This is a genomic window from Pseudomonas sp. FeS53a (genome assembly GCF_000931385.1).
Taxonomy (GTDB): Bacteria; Pseudomonadota; Gammaproteobacteria; order Pseudomonadales; family Pseudomonadaceae; genus Metapseudomonas; species Metapseudomonas otitidis.
On the sequence record NZ_JYFT01000051.1, the window covers coordinates 1 to 17345 of the forward strand.

20 protein-coding genes are annotated in these 17345 nt (G+C 68.4%); 10 read left to right on the forward strand and 10 right to left on the reverse strand.

Annotated elements, in window-relative coordinates; all coding sequences use genetic code 11:
• Positions 1 to 94 precede the first annotated feature (94 nt).
• On the forward strand, positions 95 to 379 hold the full coding sequence (locus SZ55_RS14750) for a hypothetical protein (protein ID WP_044407401.1): 285 nt from the start codon (positions 95 to 97) through the stop codon (positions 377 to 379).
• A 69-nt stretch (positions 380 to 448) separates the two neighbouring features.
• On the opposite strand, the gene SZ55_RS14755 is transcribed toward SZ55_RS14750, so the two are convergent.
• Positions 449 to 1612 (reverse strand): 1-acyl-sn-glycerol-3-phosphate acyltransferase, encoded by a 1164-nt coding sequence (locus tag SZ55_RS14755; protein WP_044407403.1) that lies wholly within the window; start codon positions 1610 to 1612, stop codon positions 449 to 451.
• 107 nt (positions 1613 to 1719) lie between these two features.
• Between SZ55_RS14755 and SZ55_RS14760 the strand changes: the two genes are divergently transcribed.
• The 3 genes from SZ55_RS14760 to SZ55_RS14770 are packed head-to-tail and all read left to right on the forward strand — an operon-like array spanning position 1720 to position 2789.
• Positions 1720 to 1902, forward strand: a complete 183-nt coding sequence (locus SZ55_RS14760) for a CPXCG motif-containing cysteine-rich protein (protein WP_044407406.1) — start codon at positions 1720 to 1722, stop codon at positions 1900 to 1902.
• Positions 1902 to 2162, forward strand: a complete 261-nt coding sequence (locus SZ55_RS14765) for a putative signal transducing protein (RefSeq protein ID WP_044407409.1) — start codon at positions 1902 to 1904, stop codon at positions 2160 to 2162. The genes SZ55_RS14760 and SZ55_RS14765 overlap by 1 nt, the downstream gene beginning before the upstream one ends.
• 12 nt (positions 2163 to 2174) lie before the next feature.
• Positions 2175 to 2789 carry an SOS response-associated peptidase gene (locus tag SZ55_RS14770; RefSeq protein WP_044407412.1) on the forward strand — a complete coding sequence of 205 codons (615 nt, stop codon included), beginning with the start codon at positions 2175 to 2177 and terminating at the stop codon, positions 2787 to 2789.
• A 58-nt stretch (positions 2790 to 2847) separates the two neighbouring features.
• Here SZ55_RS14770 and SZ55_RS14775 read toward each other — a convergent pair whose 3' ends face one another.
• On the reverse strand, positions 2848 to 3432 hold the full coding sequence (locus tag SZ55_RS14775) for a YajG family lipoprotein (protein WP_044407415.1): 585 nt from the start codon (positions 3430 to 3432) through the stop codon (positions 2848 to 2850).
• Between the two features lie 176 nt (positions 3433 to 3608).
• Here SZ55_RS14775 and SZ55_RS14780 point away from each other — a divergent pair, with 176 nt between their 5' ends.
• Positions 3609 to 3839 (forward strand): hypothetical protein, encoded by a 231-nt coding sequence (locus SZ55_RS14780; protein ID WP_236692428.1) that lies wholly within the window; start codon positions 3609 to 3611, stop codon positions 3837 to 3839.
• Between the two features lie 342 nt (positions 3840 to 4181).
• Positions 4182 to 5702 carry a malate dehydrogenase (quinone) gene (gene mqo, locus SZ55_RS14785; RefSeq protein WP_044407421.1) on the forward strand — a complete coding sequence of 507 codons (1521 nt, stop codon included), beginning with the start codon at positions 4182 to 4184 and terminating at the stop codon, positions 5700 to 5702.
• A gap of 77 nt (positions 5703 to 5779) precedes the next feature.
• On the opposite strand, the gene SZ55_RS14790 is transcribed toward mqo, so the two are convergent.
• The 3 genes from SZ55_RS14790 to SZ55_RS14800 all read right to left on the reverse strand — a co-directional run bounded on the left by SZ55_RS14790 (position 5780) and on the right by SZ55_RS14800 (position 8054).
• Entirely contained in the window at positions 5780 to 7078 is a 1299-nt protein-coding gene (locus SZ55_RS14790; RefSeq protein ID WP_044407424.1) for a WD40 repeat domain-containing protein, read from the reverse strand.
• Between the two features lie 111 nt (positions 7079 to 7189).
• Entirely contained in the window at positions 7190 to 7477 is a 288-nt protein-coding gene (locus tag SZ55_RS14795; RefSeq protein ID WP_044407427.1) for a PA4642 family protein, read from the reverse strand.
• Positions 7478 to 7538: 61 nt separating this feature from the next.
• A complete protein-coding gene (locus SZ55_RS14800; protein WP_044407430.1) occupies positions 7539 to 8054 on the reverse strand; it encodes a hypothetical protein in 516 nt (171 codons plus the stop codon).
• A 124-nt stretch (positions 8055 to 8178) separates the two neighbouring features.
• Between SZ55_RS14800 and dauA the strand changes: the two genes are divergently transcribed.
• On the forward strand, positions 8179 to 9900 hold the full coding sequence (gene dauA, locus SZ55_RS14805) for a C4-dicarboxylic acid transporter DauA (protein WP_044407433.1): 1722 nt from the start codon (positions 8179 to 8181) through the stop codon (positions 9898 to 9900).
• A gap of 1 nt (position 9901) precedes the next feature.
• Here the strand turns inward: dauA and SZ55_RS14810 are convergent, their stop codons facing one another.
• The gene (locus tag SZ55_RS14810; RefSeq protein ID WP_044407456.1) at positions 9902 to 10372 is read right to left on the reverse strand and encodes a WbuC family cupin fold metalloprotein; all 471 of its coding nucleotides are present in this window, start codon (positions 10370 to 10372) and stop codon (positions 9902 to 9904) included.
• A 5-nt stretch (positions 10373 to 10377) separates the two neighbouring features.
• Entirely contained in the window at positions 10378 to 10935 is a 558-nt protein-coding gene (locus SZ55_RS14815; RefSeq protein WP_044407436.1) for a hypoxanthine-guanine phosphoribosyltransferase, read from the reverse strand.
• A gap of 256 nt (positions 10936 to 11191) precedes the next feature.
• On the opposite strand from SZ55_RS14815, the gene upp reads away from it, so the two are divergent.
• Complete coding sequence (gene upp, locus SZ55_RS14820; protein WP_044407439.1) at positions 11192 to 11830, forward strand: uracil phosphoribosyltransferase; 639 nt, start codon at positions 11192 to 11194, stop codon at positions 11828 to 11830.
• Positions 11831 to 11833: 3 nt separating this feature from the next.
• The gene (locus tag SZ55_RS14825; protein ID WP_044407442.1) at positions 11834 to 13111 is read left to right on the forward strand and encodes a uracil-xanthine permease family protein; all 1278 of its coding nucleotides are present in this window, start codon (positions 11834 to 11836) and stop codon (positions 13109 to 13111) included.
• Positions 13112 to 13233: 122 nt separating this feature from the next.
• Here SZ55_RS14825 and SZ55_RS14830 read toward each other — a convergent pair whose 3' ends face one another.
• The 3 genes from SZ55_RS14830 to SZ55_RS14840 all read right to left on the reverse strand — a co-directional run bounded on the left by SZ55_RS14830 (position 13234) and on the right by SZ55_RS14840 (position 16655).
• Positions 13234 to 14592 (reverse strand): spinster family MFS transporter, encoded by a 1359-nt coding sequence (locus SZ55_RS14830; RefSeq protein ID WP_044407444.1) that lies wholly within the window; start codon positions 14590 to 14592, stop codon positions 13234 to 13236.
• Between the two features lie 126 nt (positions 14593 to 14718).
• Positions 14719 to 15744, reverse strand: coding sequence for a ferrochelatase (hemH, locus tag SZ55_RS14835; protein WP_044407447.1), 1026 nt, complete (start codon positions 15742 to 15744; stop codon positions 14719 to 14721).
• Entirely contained in the window at positions 15741 to 16655 is a 915-nt protein-coding gene (locus tag SZ55_RS14840) for a TIGR01777 family oxidoreductase (protein WP_044407450.1), read from the reverse strand. The genes hemH and SZ55_RS14840 overlap by 4 nt, the downstream gene beginning before the upstream one ends.
• A 194-nt stretch (positions 16656 to 16849) precedes the next feature.
• Here SZ55_RS14840 and SZ55_RS14845 point away from each other — a divergent pair.
• A partial coding sequence (locus SZ55_RS14845; protein ID WP_044407453.1) for an NAD(P)/FAD-dependent oxidoreductase occupies positions 16850 to 17345 on the forward strand: 496 nt, incomplete at its 3' end.

Below are 17345 nucleotides of genomic sequence, written 5' to 3' on the forward strand. Positions count from 1 at the left end.
CGCCCCGCCCCTCCGTTAGACTCGCCGCCGTTTTCGTGGCCCGCCCCGGGCCCGCTGGTCGTAGTCGCAGGCTGTGCCTGCCGCGGAGTTGATGATGTCCCTGCAGGCACTCTGGTCCCTCTACCAGGCCCACCCGCACCAGGCGGTCAACGGCCTGGCCCTGTTCTTCGCCGTCATCGGCAGCTGGCTGCTCACGGCCACCCGGCTGCGCGAGCAACGCGCCTCGGCCCGCCTGGTGGTGGAGAGCGATCTGGAAGAACTGGAGCAGGACGCCCCGGTCGACGAACGCAGCCAGAAGATCAACCGCTTCTTCTACGCCTTCGGCAGCTTCACCCTGGCCGTGGCCCTCGGCGTGTCCTGGGCCAGCACCCAGCTCTGACCGCGCAGTCCGCTGCAGAATGAAAAACGGCGACCCGAGGGTCGCCGTTTTGCTGTGGCCTGTTCGCCCTCAGAGCGGCAGGCCCGCCTGGGTGCGGTACTGGTTGCGCACCGGGTTGGCGTACTGCAGCACCAGCCACGGGCGATGCGCCTCGGGGCAGGCGTTCAGGCGGCGCTGCCACTCGGCCCGCGCACGGGCAATCTCCTCGGCCCCGAACAGGCTTTCCAGCGCCGGCACGGCCAGTGCCTCGTCGCGTCCTTCCCACATCGCGTAGGCCAGGTAGTGCACCGGGAACAGCCGGTAGCCGGTGAGGATGCGCCGGTCCATCTCCGCCGCCAGCTGCTTGGCATCCACCGCCTCGTCGACGATCTCGCCACCGAAGGCCACGTGCACCCGGCCCTTGTAGCCGGTGATGCCGAGGGCGATGCTCGCGTCATCCTCGCCCGGCGCCTTCTCGTAGCCGCCGGTGGTGGCGCGGATGTACAGCTCGCGGGCCTTGGCCTGGTCGCAGGGGTCGTATTCGTAGCTGATGGACACCGGGACGATGTGCAGGTCGCGGACCACGTCGGCGAACGCCTCGTCCTTGCGGCTCATGTGGAACATCTTGAGAATCGCCGAATCGGTGCGGTCATCCCCGTCCTTGGCGCGGCCCTCCGCCTGGGCGATCCAGATCGACTGGCCGTCCTCGCGGATCGAATGGTTGATGTAGGCGGACAGCAACTGGTAGGCCGCCAGCTTCTCGCGGCGCCCGGCCAGGTTGCGGTGGACGATGAAGCTCTTGTTCAGGCGCATCAGGTCGCTGACGAAGGGCTTCTGCAGCAGGTTGTCGCCGATGGCGATGCGCGGCGTGGGGATGCCGGCGTGGTAGACCGCGTAGTTGACGAAGGCCGGGTCCATCACGATGTCGCGGTGGTTGGCGACGAACAGGTAGGCCCCGCCGGGCTTGAGCCGGTCCACCCCGGAGTAGGTGACACCATCGGTGGCACGCTCGATGGTGGTGTCCACGTAGGGCTCGATCTTGTCCTGCAGCGCATGCACGGACTCGATGCCCTGGAACTCACGGCGCAGCCGATGGGCTATAACAGGCCTCAGCAGCCAGCCCAGCGGACCTGCCAGCCGGGGGAAGCGGTAGCGGGTGAGCGTCCCGATGAAGGCCGGGTCGGCGAACAGGCGTGCCAGAACCGCGGGCACCTCGGCGTCGTCATAGGGTCGGATGGCTTCGAATTCGCCCATCGTGTTCTCTTGTTCTGCTGCGGCTGTGGATAAGGATGTCGCCCCGCAATCCGGGGCCAGAAGTAGACCGGCGATTATACCTTCAAGTCACAGGGGAATATGGCGACATGCTGGAGACACAAGCGTACGACTGCCCATATTGCGGCGAAGCGGTGGACACCCTGCTCGACCTGTCCAGCGGCGACCAGCAGTACATCGAGGACTGCCCGGTGTGCTGCCGGCCGATCGTCTTCGACCTGCGCACCGACGGGCTCGACTGGAGCCTGGACGTGCGCCGGGAGGACGAGTGATGCAACGCATCTACGAGCCCCGCGACCTGATCGAGGCCCAGTTGCTGCTGGGCATGCTCGCCAGCGAGGGCATCACCGCCCACCTGGCCGGTGCCCACCTGCTCGGCGGCGTTGGCGAACTGCCCGGTGCCGGGCTGCTGGGGCTGATGGTGGACGAGGCGGATGCCGAACAGGCACGGTGCCTGATCGCCACGTACAATGCCGCCTCGCCCGTGCCCGGGGACGAGCCGGAAGGCTGCCCCGGCACCCTGTTGTGCTGAACCGAGAAGCCCATGTCCGGACGTTTCGCCCTGTTCCGCTGGTCCCCCGACTTCGCCGCCCTGCCCGGCTTCCCCGCCGACCAGCGCCCGCACTGGAACCTCGCGCCGAACATGCAGGTACTGATGCTGCGCCAGCAGGACGGCATCCAGCGACTGGACCTGGCCCGCTGGGGCCTGACCCCGGCCTGGCTGACCGACCTGTCGCGCACCCCCGCCCACGCCCGGGCCGAAACGGTGGCCGAACAGCCGATGTTCCGCGACGCCCTGCGCCGCCGCCGCTGCCTGGTACCGGCCAACGGCTTCTATGAATGGCGCGGGGTGCGCAAGCGGCCCTACTGGGTCAGCAGCGAGACCTCCCTGCTGCATTTCGCCGCACTCTGGGAGCCTTTCCCGGTCGGCGACACCGAGTACCTCAGCCTGGCCCTGATCACCCGCCCGGCCGCCGACCTGCGCCGCCCCCTGGTGCTGGACGCCGACGGCCAGCGCGCCTGGCTGGACGCCGACACCCCGCAGGAAAGGATCCACGCCCTGCTCGACGGCCCCACCCCGCCCCTGCGCGAACGCGCCCTGGCCACCCTGGTCAACGACCCGAAGCTCGATGGCCCCGAGTGCCTGACCCCCGCCTAGGGCGAATCGCAGGCACAAAAAACCCGGCTCAAGGCCGGGTTTTTCGTCATCGACTGGCTTACTGCAGCAGCAGCTGGCCGATGGTCGGGTCCTTGAAGGCGCGGGTCAGCGCATCGCTCAGGACATTGCTCACCAGCTTGGTGTTGGTCTCCTGGTTCGGCGCGGTGCCGAAGCGCTGGTTCAGCGAAGCACCGTAGCGGCCGCTGTAGCGACGGGTGGCGTTCTGCACGTCGACGCGGAAGGTGGCGCTGATGTCCGCCTCGGTCACGTACATGCCTTCCTTAGGCGACTGGTACTTCAGCTCGGCCAGGGTCAGGGTCAGCTGGGGAGCGTTGTAGGCGTTGGGCGACGGGGTGAAGCCCAGCAGGCGCACGGCGGCCTCGGCTTCGGCCTGCAGGCGCGGCAGGATGTCCTGGCCCTGCACGGTCACGTTGCTGGTGTCGGCGTACAGGCCGCCACGGGTGCCCAGCACCGGGGAAGGACGACCATCGGCGACCCGCACCACCACCGGCTGGCCCTGGCCGACCGGAGTCAGCGGGCCGGTGAGCTTGGGTTGCGGGCTGAGTTGTTGCGGGCTGAGGGCACAGCCGACCAGGGTCAGGCTGAGGGCGGCCAGCAGGCCGAGCAACGCGCGGTTCAGCATGCTTGATTCTCCAGGTTCGGAAACGAAAGGCCGGCAGTATAAGCGAGCCGGCGGGCCCGCCGACAGAGCACACGCCGATGGCGTTCTGACAGCGCCCGGGGCCGCTCGGTTCCTGTCATGACCCTGTCACGCCCTGATGGGATAACGGTGCCGAACCCAAGGAGAGCCCGACGATGATGTCCCTCTGGTCCCTGCTGGCCCCCCGTGCCCAMCCCCGCCACTTCGCCCTACTGGACGAGGCCGGTATCTGCCGCGGCCTGCACCAGGCCACCCAGGCCCCGGCAAGCGGTCACTGGGTCGAGGTGGACGAGCCCTCCCCGTCCTGGATCGGCCAGCCCCTGCCGGTGCGTGCACGCCTCTCCCAGGCCACTCGGGACGCCCGCAGGCCCCGCGCGTTGGCGGCCTGACCGATGGATGAATAAAAGTCACGGGAAACGCTCAACACGCCCGCTTTCTCCGCTACAATCGCCCCCCGATTATAAGGTCGACTCCTGATCGGGCCCCGCAACACCCGCCGCGCCTCGCGCCGGCACTTCACACAGCCCCACAGAGAGCCGCCCACTATTCGCGCTGCCAACTACTGGCCTGCTGCTGTTTCCGCCCGATATGCAAACGCTTTTGCATGGACGTAGCGTGTCATCGCGCGATGGAAGCGGCCTGCCTCTAGGCAGGCGATTCTTTTGAGGTTCACGTCTCCAAAAGAGCGTGAGATGACGGTTTTTCACTACTTCACGAGAGAGTGGCGAGCAATGGCGCAAAACGAGAACGAAGCAGTGGACGTGTTGCTGGTCGGGGCCGGCATCATGAGCGCTACCCTGGCGACACTGCTGAAGGAACTCGATCCGGGCATCAAGCTGGAAATCGCGGAACTCCGCGAATCCGGTGCCGTGGAGAGCTCCAATCCGTGGAACAACGCCGGTACCGGCCATGCCGGGCTGTGCGAACTGAACTACACCCCCCAGGCAGCCGACGGCTCCATCGACATCAAGAAAGCGGTGCTCATCAACACCCAGTTCGAAGTGTCCAAGCAGTTCTGGGCCTACATGAGCGGGAAGCCGGCCTTCGGCAGCGCCCGTGACTTCATCAACCCGGTTCCGCACCTGTCCTTCGTGCGCGGCAAGGACATCCCGTTCCTGCGCAAGCGCTTCGAGGTGATCAGCCAGCACCACGCCTTCTCGCACATGGAGTATTCCGAAGAGCGCGAGACCCTGGCCAAGTGGATGCCGCTGATGATGCAGGCCCGCCCGGCCGACGAAGCCGTGGCCGCGACCCGTGCCGAAAACGGCACCGACGTGAACTTCGGCGCCCTGACCAACAAGCTGCTGGCCTACCTGACCACCCTCCCGGGTACTGCGGTCAGCTACTTCCAGAAGGTCACCGGCCTGAAGCGCACCGACAGCGGCTGGTCGGTCAGCATCCGCAACACCCAGAACGGCAGCACCCGTGAGGTGTCCGCACGCTTCGTCTTCCTCGGAGCCGGCGGCGGCGCCCTGCCGCTGCTGCAGATGTCCGGCATTCCGGAAGGCAAGGGCTTCGGCGGCTTCCCGGTCAGCGGCCAGTGGCTGCGCTGCGACAACCCCGAGGTGGTCAAGCGCCACCAGGCCAAGGTCTACAGCCAGGCCGAAGTGGGCGCCCCGCCGATGTCCGTGCCGCACCTGGACACCCGCGTGGTGGATGGCAAGAAATCCCTGCTGTTCGGGCCCTACGCCGGCTTCACCACCAAGTTCCTCAAGCACGGTTCCTTCCTCGACCTGCCGCTCTCGGTACGTCCCGGCAACCTCGGCCCGATGCTGGCCGTGGCCCGCGACAACATGGACCTGACCCGCTACCTGATCAAGGAAGTGATGCAGTCCCAGGAGCAGCGCCTGGACGCCCTGCGCAAGTTCTACCCGGACCTGGATCCGGCGGACTGGCGCCTGGAGATCGCCGGCCAGCGCGTGCAGATCATCAAGAAGGACGCCAAGAAAGGCGGCATCCTGCAGTTCGGCACCGAGCTGGTCTCGGCCGAGGACGGCAGCATCGCCGCCCTGCTGGGCGCTTCCCCGGGTGCTTCGGTCACCGTGTCGATCATGCTCAACCTGATCGAGCGCTGCTTCGGCGAACAGGCCCGCTCTGCCGAGTGGAGCAGCAAGCTGAAGGAGATCTTCCCGGCCCGTGAAAAGGCGCTGCAGGACGACGCCGAACTGTACCGGCAGATCAGCCGCCAGTCCGACGCCCGCCTTGGCCTGATCGACGCCCAGGCACCGGAAGCCACCGCTTCTGCCGGCTGAGCCGGGTGCCAATGAAAAAACCGCCCTTTATGGGCGGTTTTTTTATGGCCATGCCGACTCTCCGTTACGACCGCCGCTCACCAGGCCAGCGGGCGCTCCTCACTCTTCCAGAACAGCCACCGCCGCCGCTCCCGGTGATTGCCGGTGCCGATCTGCCACGCCGGACGCCCGGCTTCCAGATCGATGATCGACACCACCCCTGCGTAGCTGGCCGCCACCAGGGTGCGGCCGTCGGCGGACAGGTCCATGGCGCTCAGGGTCGAACCCAGGTAGTGCTGCCACACCGCATTGCCTGCCGCATCCACGCAACGCAGGTAGCCATAGGCATCACCGAGGACGAAGCGGTCGCCCATGGACACCCCGGCATACACCCGCGCGCCCGGTTCGATCAGGGTCACGCCCTCGACGTCCTCGTAGTAGTCGGAATCCAGGCCAGGCGCGCGCGCCAGGTCCACGGCGATGGTGCCGCCGTTGTAGAAGTGGCAGGCATTGAAGGCCACGCTGCGGCCATCGCCGCTGAACAGCGCGAAATGCGGGTACTCGCCGTGGGGGCCGATCTGGGCGACGGGGTTCAGCTCGCCGTCGAACAGCTGGTGCCGACCGTCCTGCGCGCCGAAGGCGATCCAGCGGCCATCCGCCGACACCGCGCCGTGCTCCATGGACAGGCCGGTGCCCTGGGGCTCGTCCGGCTCGGCGGACTCCAGCAGCATGGCGTTGTCCGGGTACAGGCGCCGAGCGCCGTCGGCCGCCAGCACGAAGATGCCGTCGGCACTGACCAGCAACACGCGCCGGCCATCCGGGAACGGCTGCAGGCGCGTCGGCCGGGGGAAGCCCTCGATGGGCTGCAGCTCCACACCTTCCGGGGCGTCCTCGGTGCCACGGGGCCAGGCACAGCGCAGCACCTCGGGCCCCTCCCAGCCCTCACGCACCACCACGCCGGCGGCATCAGCGGTGGCGTAGAAACGGCGGTTCGGGCAGGCACCGAAGTACTCCAGCCCCGGCAGCTCCTCCACCCGATCGGCGTGGATGCGCACCACCCGGCCGGCTTCCCAGGTGGCGCCAACGCGGGCGAGCACCGAACCGTCGTCCAGCAGCGCCAATTGGGCAATGCATTGCCCCTCTTCGTTGACGTGCCCGAACAGCGGCTCGTGGGCCGGCGGCCAGGCGTCGCGCAGTGCCTCCACCTGCCCATTGCGGTTGGCGTCGCGCAACGCTTCCAGCAGGTGCGGCACCAGCGCCTCGCGCCCCTCGGCGCTGGGCTCCTTGCCGGCGTTGTCCCAGCCGTCGCGCAGGCCACGCTCCACATAGGCGTTGATCGCCTGGGCGTAGGCGAGGGTCTGTTGCTGCCACTGGCGCTGGGCGTCGTCCCTGGTCATGGCTCACTCCTTTCGGTTCGGGGGTTCGTGTGCTGGGTCACGGTTTTTCCGCGGCCCATATATGCAGAAACCCGCACGAGGGCGGGTTTCCGGTGGACAGGTCACGGCGCGTCAGCCACGGGCCGCCTGGACGGCTTCGATGTAGGGCTCGGCCTGGCGCTGGTCGCGGATCAGCGCGATGAAATCCTGGCCCTGGGCGTCGCGGGCATCGAGGTCCAGGCCCGCTTCGCGGAAGAAGCCGAGGAAGCGCTCGAAGTCGTCGATGCGCAGGCCACGGTAGGCCTTGACCAGCTTGTGCAGGGAGGGCGGGGTGCCGTCGGCGGGCTCGAAGTCGAGGAACAGCTTGATCGCGTCGTCGCTCATCTCTTCGCCAATCACCTGCTTCTTGTCTTTGCGCATCGTTCGCTCTCTCTGGCCGCACGTTGGGGGCCGGCAGTGTACCCCCGGGCCGGGCCGGGGCTCAACGCACCCGCACCGGCCCCAGGTGCAGGTCGGCCCACACGTGGCCGTTGGGGTAGCTGAGGAACTGGCAGTAGATCGGCCCGCCGTTGCGCAGCAGGTCGAGCACCGGGCGGTACTGGGACAGCGGGTAGTTCAACGTGAGGGTGCGCGACTCGGCGTCGTAGGCGGCCTTCTTCAGGCTCTTGCCGTCCGCCTCGAAGTGGATCAGCACCGTGCTCAGGTCACCGGCCCTGGCCGCCTTGCTCACCGGTTTGGCGCGCAGCTTGACCAGGGTCGGCGTGGTGATCGGGATCGGCTGCTGGCTGGACTGGCGCTGGTTGCCGAGGGTGACGCTGAAGTCCACCACCTGCAGCAGCACCTGCTGGTCCGGCTGTTCGCTGCGCAGGCCGGCATCGTCGGGCGGCAGGAAGGCGGCGTGGGGCGGAGCGGCGGGAGCGGTCGGAGCCGGCGCGGCGGCCAGCGGCAGGCTGGTCAGCAGCAGCAGGGCACAGGCAAAGCGGGTACGGCGAGACATCGGCAACTCCCGGCTGGGTCAAGCGGGGCACTCTAGGGGCTGTCGCTTCCCTGACGCAAGCCGCCCGATCAACACCGCTCAGTGCTGACCGCCCTATAATCCGGCCTTCAGCCAAGGAGCCGCCATGACGCCCAACGTGCCGCTGTTCGCCGCCCTCCGCCAGACCCTGCGTGCGGGCTATTCGTGGAAGCGCCTGCGTGGCGACCTCGGCGCCGGGGTCACCGTCGGCATCATCGCCATCCCCCTGGCCATGGCGCTGGCCATCGCCGTGGGCGTGGCGCCGCAACACGGGCTCTACACCGTGCTGGTGGCGGCGCCGCTGATCGCCCTCACCGGCGGCTCGCGCTTCAACATCTCCGGCCCCACGGCCGCCTTCGTGGTGATCCTGCTGCCGATCACCCAGCAGTACGGCCTCGGCGGCCTGCTGCTGTGCACCCTGATGGCCGGGCTGATCCTGCTGGCCATGGGCCTGGGCCGACTCGGGCGGCTGATCCAGTTCATCCCCTACCCGGTGATCCTCGGCTTCACCGCCGGCATCGGCATCGTCATCGCCACCCTGCAGGTGAAGGACCTGTTCGGCCTGAGCCTGCCGCATACGCCGCAGCACTACCTGGAGCAGGTGGAGCTGCTGGCCCTGGCACTGCCCGGCGCGCACCTGGGCGACACCCTGGTGGCGATGGTGTGCCTGGCGGTGCTGCTGGTCTGGCCGCGCTTCGTGCCCAAGGTGCCGGGGCACCTGGTGGCCCTGGCGGTGGGCGCCCTGCTGGGTCTGCTGCTGGACACCCTCGGCCTGCCGGTGGCGACCCTGGGCGAGCGCTTCAGCTACACCGTGGACGGCGTGAGCCACCCCGGCATCCCGCCCTTCCTGCCGGACTTCGCCTGGCCGTGGAACCTGCCCGGTGCCGATGGCCAGCCGCTGCGGCTGTCCTTCGAGCTGATCCGCCAGTTGCTCGCGCCGGCCTTCGCCATCGCCATGCTCGGCGCCATCGAATCCCTGCTCTGCGCGGTGGTGGCCGACGGGATGGCCGGTACCCGCCACGACCCCAATGCCGAGCTGGTCGGCCAGGGCCTGGGCAACCTGGTGGCGCCGCTGTTCGGCGGCATCACCGCCACCGCCGCCATCGCCCGCACGGCGGCCAACGTCCGCGCCGGGGCCTTCTCGCCCCTGGCGGCCATCATCCACGCCGGGGTGGTACTGACCGCCATGCTGCTGCTCGCCCCGCTGTTCAGCTACCTGCCGATGGCGGCCCTGGCCGCGCTGCTGGTGATGGTGGCGTGGAACATGAGCGAGGCACGCCATGTGCTGCACACCCTGCGCATCGCCCCGCGCAACGACGTGGTGGTGCTGCTGGTGTGCCTGGTGCTGACGGTGCTGTTCGACATGGTGCTGGCGGTGGGCGTCGGCCTGCTGCTGGCGGCGGGCCTGTTCATCAAGCGCATGAGCGAGCTGACCGACACCCAGCCCATGCCCGGCCATGCCCAGCGCGCGCTAGGTGAACTGCCGGCCAGCGTGGTGCCCTACGTGATCAGCGGCCCGCTGTTCTTCGGCGCAGCCGACAAGGCGCTGAGCGTGCTGCGCATGCTCAACCCGCAGGTGCGTGTGGTGGTGGTGGAGATCAGCGCCGTGCCGCTGCTGGACATGACGGCCCTGGCGGCCCTCGAAAGCCTGCTGGAGGACTACCGCCGGCAGGGCATCGGCCTGGTGCTGGTGGGCACCACGCCGCGCGTGCGCCTCAAACTGCGCCGCGCCGGCATCCGCCGCGAGGAGGGCCGCCTGGCCTATGTGCAGACCCTGGAGCAGGCGCGTGCCAAGGCGCTGCGCTGGGTGGGAGAGCCGGCGGGGTGAGTCAGGCGAACTGCGCGCGCATCCAGGCCAGGTAGTCGGCGACACCCGGCTCCCCTTCCCGGGGCGCCCAGGGGGCGAACTCGCCCTCCGCCAGTGCGCGGTAGGGGCCGGCCTTGCATTCGAACAGCAGGCTGTCCGGCTCCAGCACCACCAGGGCGTGGAACTGCCCGGGCGGCAGGTCGACGCCAACGCATTCACCGCCGGCTTCCAGCAGGCGGGTCTCCTGCAGCGCGCCGTCGTCCGTAAACAGCATCAGCCCCAGGCGGCCGCGCAGCACCAGCAAGGTCTCGGCCTTGTCGGCACAGAGGTGGCGATGGGGGGCGATGTAGGTGCCGGGCTGGAGGCCCACCGCCAGGCGGTGGCAGGGCTCCTCCATGGCGTGCAGGTTGTGGTGCTGGCGCAGGCGCGGGCTGGCCGCGGCGCCTGCGGCCAGGCCATCGAACAGCGCCTGGTCGAGGAAGCGTGCAGCCACGAGGGTCACATGCCCTTGACGGCGAAGATGCCGGCGGCGTTGCGCCAGTAGCCCTTGTAGTCCATGCCGTAGCCGAAGATGTAGCGGTCTTCGCAGTCCAGGCCCTTGTAGTCGGCCTTCAGGTCCGGGCGGGCCTTGCGGTCGTGAGTCTTGTCCATCAGCACGGCGGTGTGCACGCGGGCGGCACCGGCGTGTTTGCAGAAGTCGATGATGGCGGCGAGGGTGTGCCCCTCGTCGAGGATGTCGTCGATGATCAGCACGTCGCGGTCGATGAAGGAGATTTCCGGCTTGGCCTTCCAGAACAGCTCGCCGCCGCTGGTTTCATTGCGGTAGCGGGTGGCGTGCAGGTAGGACAGTTCCAGGGGGAAGGCCAGCTTGGGCAGCAGCTTGCCGGCGAAGATCAGGCCGCCGTTCATCACGCAGAACACCACCGGGTTGCGTTCGGCCAGGTCGACGTTGATCGCGGCGGCGACCTGGTCGATGGCGGCCTCGACTTGGGCATCGGTGAACAGGCAATCGGCTTCGGCCATTACCTGGCGGATGTGGGCGAGATCGACGGGCATGGCGAGGGTTCCTCAGGTCGGCTGGTCGGGCCCCGCTTCCGACGGAAGCTGTCCGGGGCGTCAATAAAAAAAGGGCGCAACGTTACCCATCCGCCCTCCTCCCGGCAAGCCCTGCCGGACGAGTGAGCGATGGTGCGCCAAGCGCGCCCACAGGGGAAGCCCGCGGCCCTGTGACCCATGAGTCATCTCACGACATGGCACGGGCAATGCTTTAATCTATCGCGATTTTTTTGCCAGCCCGCCGGAGTGATTCCACATGCCCATTCGAGAGATCCGCCACCCGCTGATCCGCCACAAGATCGGCCTCATGCGCCGCGCCGACATCAGCACCAAGAACTTCCGCGAACTGGCCCAGGAAATCGGCGCCCTGCTCACCTACGAAGCCACCAACGACCTGCCCCTGGAGAACTACGAGATCCAGGGCTGGGCCGGCCCGGTGCAGGTGGAGAAGATCGCCGGCAAGAAGATCACCGTGGTGCCCATCCTGCGCGCCGGCATCGGCATGCTGGACGGCGTGCTCAGCCTGGTGCCGGGGGCCAAGGTCAGCGCCGTGGGCGTGGCGCGCAACGAGGAAACCCTCGAAGCCCACACCTACCTGGAGAAGCTGGCGCCGGAGATCAACGAGCGCCTGGCGTTGATCATCGACCCAATGCTGGCCACCGGCGGCTCCATGGTCGCCACCATCGACCTGCTCAAGCGTGCCGGCTGCAAGGAAATCCGCGCGATGGTGCTGGTGGCCGCGCCGGAGGGCATCAAGGTGGTCAACGACGCCCACCCGGACGTGATGATCTACACCGCCTCCATCGACCAGAAGCTCAACGAACATGGCTACATCATCCCGGGCCTGGGCGATGCCGGTGACAAGATCTTCGGCACCAAGCAGAAGGACACCTGATCCATGAGCGACGACTACAACGATCCGCTCTGGCGCCAGGTGCTGTCCGGCGCGCAGATGCTCTTCGTGGCTTTCGGCGCCCTGGTGCTGATGCCGCTGATCACCGGCCTGGACCCGAACGTCGCGCTGTTCACCGCCGGCATGGGCACCCTGCTGTTCCAGCTGGTGACCGGGCGCCAGGTGCCGGTGTTCCTGGCATCGAGCTTCGCCTTCATCACCCCCATCATCCTCGCCAAGGGCCAGTTCGGCCTGGCCGCGACTATGGGCGGCGTGGTGGCGGCGGGCTTCGTCTACACCTTCCTGGGCCTGGCGGTGAAGATCAAAGGCACCGGTTTCATCGACCGCCTGCTGCCGCCGGTGGTGATCGGCCCGGTGGTGATCTCCATCGGCCTGGCCATGGCCCCCATCGCCGCCAACATGGCCATGGGCAAGGGCGGTGACGGCACCCAGCTGATCCCCTACGGCACCGCCATGTGGATCTCCATGCCGGCCCTGCTCACCACCCTGATCGTCGCAGTGTTCGGCAAGGGCATCTTCCGCCTGGTGCCGATCATCGCCGGCGTGCTGGTGGGCTTCGTCCTGTCCTTCTGGTTCGGCGTGGTGGACACCGCCAAGATCGCGGCGGCGCCCTGGCTGGAGCTGCCCAACTTCGTCGCCCCCGAGTTCAACTGGCAGGCCATCCTGTTCATCGTCCCGGTGGCCCTGGCCCCGGCGATCGAGCACATCGGCGGCGTCATCGCCGTGGGCAGCGTGACCGGCAAGAACTACCTGAAGACCCCGGGCCTGCACCGCACCCTGCTGGGCGACGGCCTGGCCACCTCGGCCGCCGGCCTGTTCGGCGGCCCGCCGAACACCACCTACGCGGAAGTGACCGGCGCGGTGATGCTGACCAAGAACTACAACCCGAAGATCATGACCTGGGCGGCGGTATTCGCCATCGGCCTGGCCTTCATCGGCAAGTTCGGCGCCATCCTGCAGAGCATCCCGGTGCCGGTCATGGGCGGCATCCTCTGCCTGCTGTTCGGCTCCATCGCCGCCGTGGGCCTGAACACCATGATTCGCCACCAGGTGGACCTGGCCGAAGCGCGCAACCTGGTGATCGTCTCCGTCACCCTGGTGTTCGGCATCGGCGGCATGCTGGTGGGCACCGGTACCGGCCAGGACGACTTCGGCCTCAAGGGCATCGCCCTCTGCGCCATCGTCGCCATCGCCCTCAACCTGATCCTGCCCGGTCACCAGACCTGGAAGCACAAGGCTGCGGACGACACACCGGACATCTGAGTCCTGCCCCAATAAAGAGCCCCGCCATCGCGGGGCTTTTTATTGGGCGCTCATGCAACACCACACGGGCCAACCGACACCGCACAGGGTGGGCTTCAGCCCACCATTCCCCCCTCCCCGGATCAGGCATCCGCCAGCTTCGCCGCCGGCATCACGCTGGGCGCCACCCATTGTTTCAGCCGCTCGACGCTCTCCCGATACGGCTTGAGGCCCATCCACAGCAACACCACGGAGCTGCCCACCGCCAAGGTGGTGACGATCAGCAGCGACCAGCGCAGGGCCAGGTCATCGGCGAAGACGAAGTCGGTGACCAGCGCCACCGCCGTGGGGCCGAGCCCGAGGCCGATGAGGGTGATGACGAACAGGTAGATGGCCGAAGCCTGGCCGCGCATGGTGTTGGGCATGATCTCCTGGATCGCTGCCGGCGCCACGCCGAAGGGCATGCTCAGGCAGAACACCGTCGGCGCCATCACCACGGTCACCCAGGCGGCATCGTCGAGGAGCGGGAACAGGATCACCAGCGGCAGCGCCCCCAGGGCAGCGAGCAGGCCGACGCGCATGTTGGCGTCGCTGCGGCCGCGCTTGGCCATCCAGTCCGCCAGGCGCCCGCCGAACACCACGCCCAGGCAGCCGAACACCGCCACCAGGGAGCCGTAGACGACGCCGACGTGCCCGGCATCCCAGCCGTGGGTGCGGATGTAGTAGGTGGGAATCCAGGCCGCGCTGCCATAGCCGGCGAAGGACAGCCCGGCGAAGCCGAGGTTGTGGCACAGCACCGTGCGGCGGTTGCTGCGCAGGTAGCGGCCGACTTCCGACAGCGGCACCGCGACGCCGGAACCGACGCCCCGCCGCTCGGGCTCGCGCACCGCCAGCATCAACAAGGTGAACAGCACCCCGGCGGCGCCGAGGATGAGGAAGATCAGCTGCCAGGGCCGCACGTCCCCCAGCAGCGGAAGGTGCACGTCGCCCTGGGCCGAGGCGAACTTGATCACCAGCCCGCCCACCAGGAAGGCCAGCCCAGAACCCAGGTACACCCCCATTGAATAGACGCTGATGGCGGTGGCACGGCGCTCCCGGGGGAAGCTGTCGGCGATCAGCGAATAGGCCGCCGGCGACAGGGCCGCCTCGCCGACGCCCACGCCGATGCGGCAGACGAGGAACTGCCAGTAGAGCTTGGCCAGCCCGCAGGCGGCAGTGGCGGCGCTCCAGAACAGCACGCCGATGGCGATCAGCCCGCGTCGGCTGCGGGTATCGGCCAGGCGTCCGAGGGGGATGCCGCACACGGTGTAGAACAGCGCGAACGACAGCCCCATGAGCAGGCTCATCTGGGTGTCGCTGATGACCAAGTCGCGGCGGATGGGGCCCACCAGCAGGTTGAGGATCTGCCGGTCGATGAATGACAGCACGTACGCCACCATCAGGATGGCGACGGTGGTCCAGGCTCGCAGGCCCGAGGGATAGCCGTTGTTGTTGTTCTGCATGGGCTCTCCTCGGCGCCGCCAGTGCGGCGCACGACGGGTGGAAGGAGCGCCCAGCTTAGGTGCAGGCGGGATGGGGCAGCGGCCTTATAGGCCAGGCGAATGCCCGGGCTGCCCCTGGGCTGATGCTCAGAGCAGGCGCTGGGCCTTGCCGGAAAGGCTGGCCAGGGCCTGGGCCCATTGCGGGTGGTCGTTCATGCAGGGCACCAGCACCAGGTCCTCGCCGCCGGCGGCGATGAACTGCTCGCGCCCGCGGTCGCCGATCTCTTCCAGGGTCTCGATGCAGTCGGCGACGAAGGCCGGGCACATCACCAGCAGTTTCTTCACCCCCTGGGCCGCCAGTTCGTCGAGGCGGCTTTCGGTGTAGGGCTCGATCCACTTGGCGCGCCCCAGGCGTGACTGGAAGGACACCGACCACTGGCCCGGCTGCAGCCCCATGCGTGCGGCGAAGCCTTCGCTGGTGCGGTAGCACTGGGCGCGGTAGCAGCGGGCGAGTACCTGGCCCTCGGCGCGCTGGCAGCAGTCAGCGCCCTTCAGGCAGTGGCTGCCGCTGGTGTCGGCCTTGTGCAGGTGACGCTCGGGCAGCCCGTGGTAGCTCATCAGCAGGTGGTCGAAGCCCTGCTCCAGGTGCGGGCGGGCACTGGCCACCAGGGCGTCCAGGTACTCGGGCTGGTCATAGAAGGGGTCGAGCACCTGCACCTGGAGCTTGAGGCCGTGGGCCGCGATGACCCGGCGCGTCTCCTGCTCGACGGTGGTGGTGGTGCTGTCGGCGAACTGCGGGTACAGCGGCGCCAGCGTCACGCGCTTCACGCCCTGGCGCACCAGCTCCTGCAGGGTGTTCTCGATGGAGGGCTCGCCGTAGCGCATCGCCAGGGCCACCGGCCCGTGGGGCCAGAACGGCCGGGTGGCCTCTTGCAGGCGGCGGCTGAGGGTCACCAGCGGCGAGCCTTCGGGCCACCAGATGGAGGCGTAGGCGTGGGCCGACTGCGCCGGCCGCTTGATCAGGATCAGCGACACCAGCAGGCGGCGCAGCGGCCAGGGCAGGTCGATGACGTAGGGGTCCATGAGGAACTGGTTGAGGTAGCGGCGCACGTCCTCCACCGAGGTGGACGACGGCGAACCCAGGTTCACCAGCAGCAGCGCGTGATCGGTCATGGAACATCCTTCTTGGGCCCGACCAGGTCAGCCAGCGCCCGGTCGAGGTCGTTGAAACGAAAGGTGAAGCCGGCCTCCAGCAATCGGCTGGGCAGGGCCCGCTGGCCGCCGATCATCAGGATCGACATTTCCCCCAGCAGAAGCCGCAGCACCGCAGCCGGCGTCGGCAGCCAGACCGGCCGCCCGAGGGCACGGCCCAGGCTGCGGGCGAAGTCGGCGTTGCGGGCCGGCTGCGGCGCGCACGCATTATAGGGACCGCTCGCGCCGTCCAGCCGCAAAAGAAAATCCATCGCGGCGATTTGATCTTCCAGATGAATCCACGGCCACCACTGGCGTCCGCTGCCCATGGTGCCGCCGAGGCCGAAGCGGAATTGCGGCAGCAGGCGCGACAAAAAGCCGCCACGGGGCGACATCACCAGGCCGATGCGCAGCAGCACCACGCGGATGCCCAGGGCCTCGGCGTCACGGGCGGCGTCTTCCCAGGCCTGGCACAGCTCGCTGGCGAAGTCGCCTTGTCCGGGTGGGGCGTCCTCGCGCAGCTCACGCTCACCGCCGTCGCCGTACCAGCCCACCGCCGAGCCGTTGAGCAGCAGCGCCGGGCGCTGGCTGCGGGTACCCAGCCAGGCCACCAGGCGCTCGGTCAGCGCCACGCGGCTGGCCAGCAGGCTGGCCTTGCGGGCACGAGTCCAGGGGCGGTCGGCAACGGGTTGGCCGGCAAGGTTCACCACCGCGTCCAGCGGGCCGTCCCCGTAGTCTTCCAGCCGGGCGATGCCACGCACCGAAGCGGTGCACAGGCGCGGTACATCCTGGGGCCGACGGCTCAAGACCGTCAGTTGGTGGCCTTCGGCAACCCAGCGCCGGCACAGGGCGCTTCCAATCAGCCCAGTACCGCCGGTCAGCAATATGTGCATGGCATCCTCCTCGCATGGCACCAACTGGAAATATCGCCCTAGTCTGAATCATGACGGGGCACAGGTTGGCTCCATCACGGTCACACCCCTTGAAGGCATCGCGATTGGAACCGATCATCCCTGTACAATTCAAGCAATCTGTACAGGTTTGTCAGCCCGACCTGCAGTCACGCACAAAGGTATCGAGGTAGACCATGAACACACCCATCGCAATCATCGGGACCGGCCTCGCGGGCCTCTCCGCCGCCCAGGCGCTGAGCGCCGCCGGGCATGCCGTGCAGCTCTTCGACAAGAGCCGCGGCAGTGGCGGACGCATGGCCAGCAAGCGCAGCGACGCCGGCTCCCTGGACCTGGGCGCGCAGTACTTCACCGCCCGCGACCGCCGCTTCAACGAAGTCGTCCAGCAATGGCGCGAGCGCGGCTGGGTCGCCGAGTGGACGCCCACCCTCTACAACTTCCGCAACGGCACCCTCTCGCCCTCCCCGGACGAGCAGGTGCGCTGGGTCGGCACCCCGCGCATGAGCGCCATCACCCGGGCCTTGATGGGCGCGCTGCCGGTGAACTTCAGCTGCCGCATCACCGAGGTGTTCCGGGGCGAGCAGCACTGGAGCCTGCTGGACGCCGAGGGCCAGAGCCACGGCCCCTTCAGCCACGTCATCATCGCCACCCCCGCGCCCCAGGCCACCACCC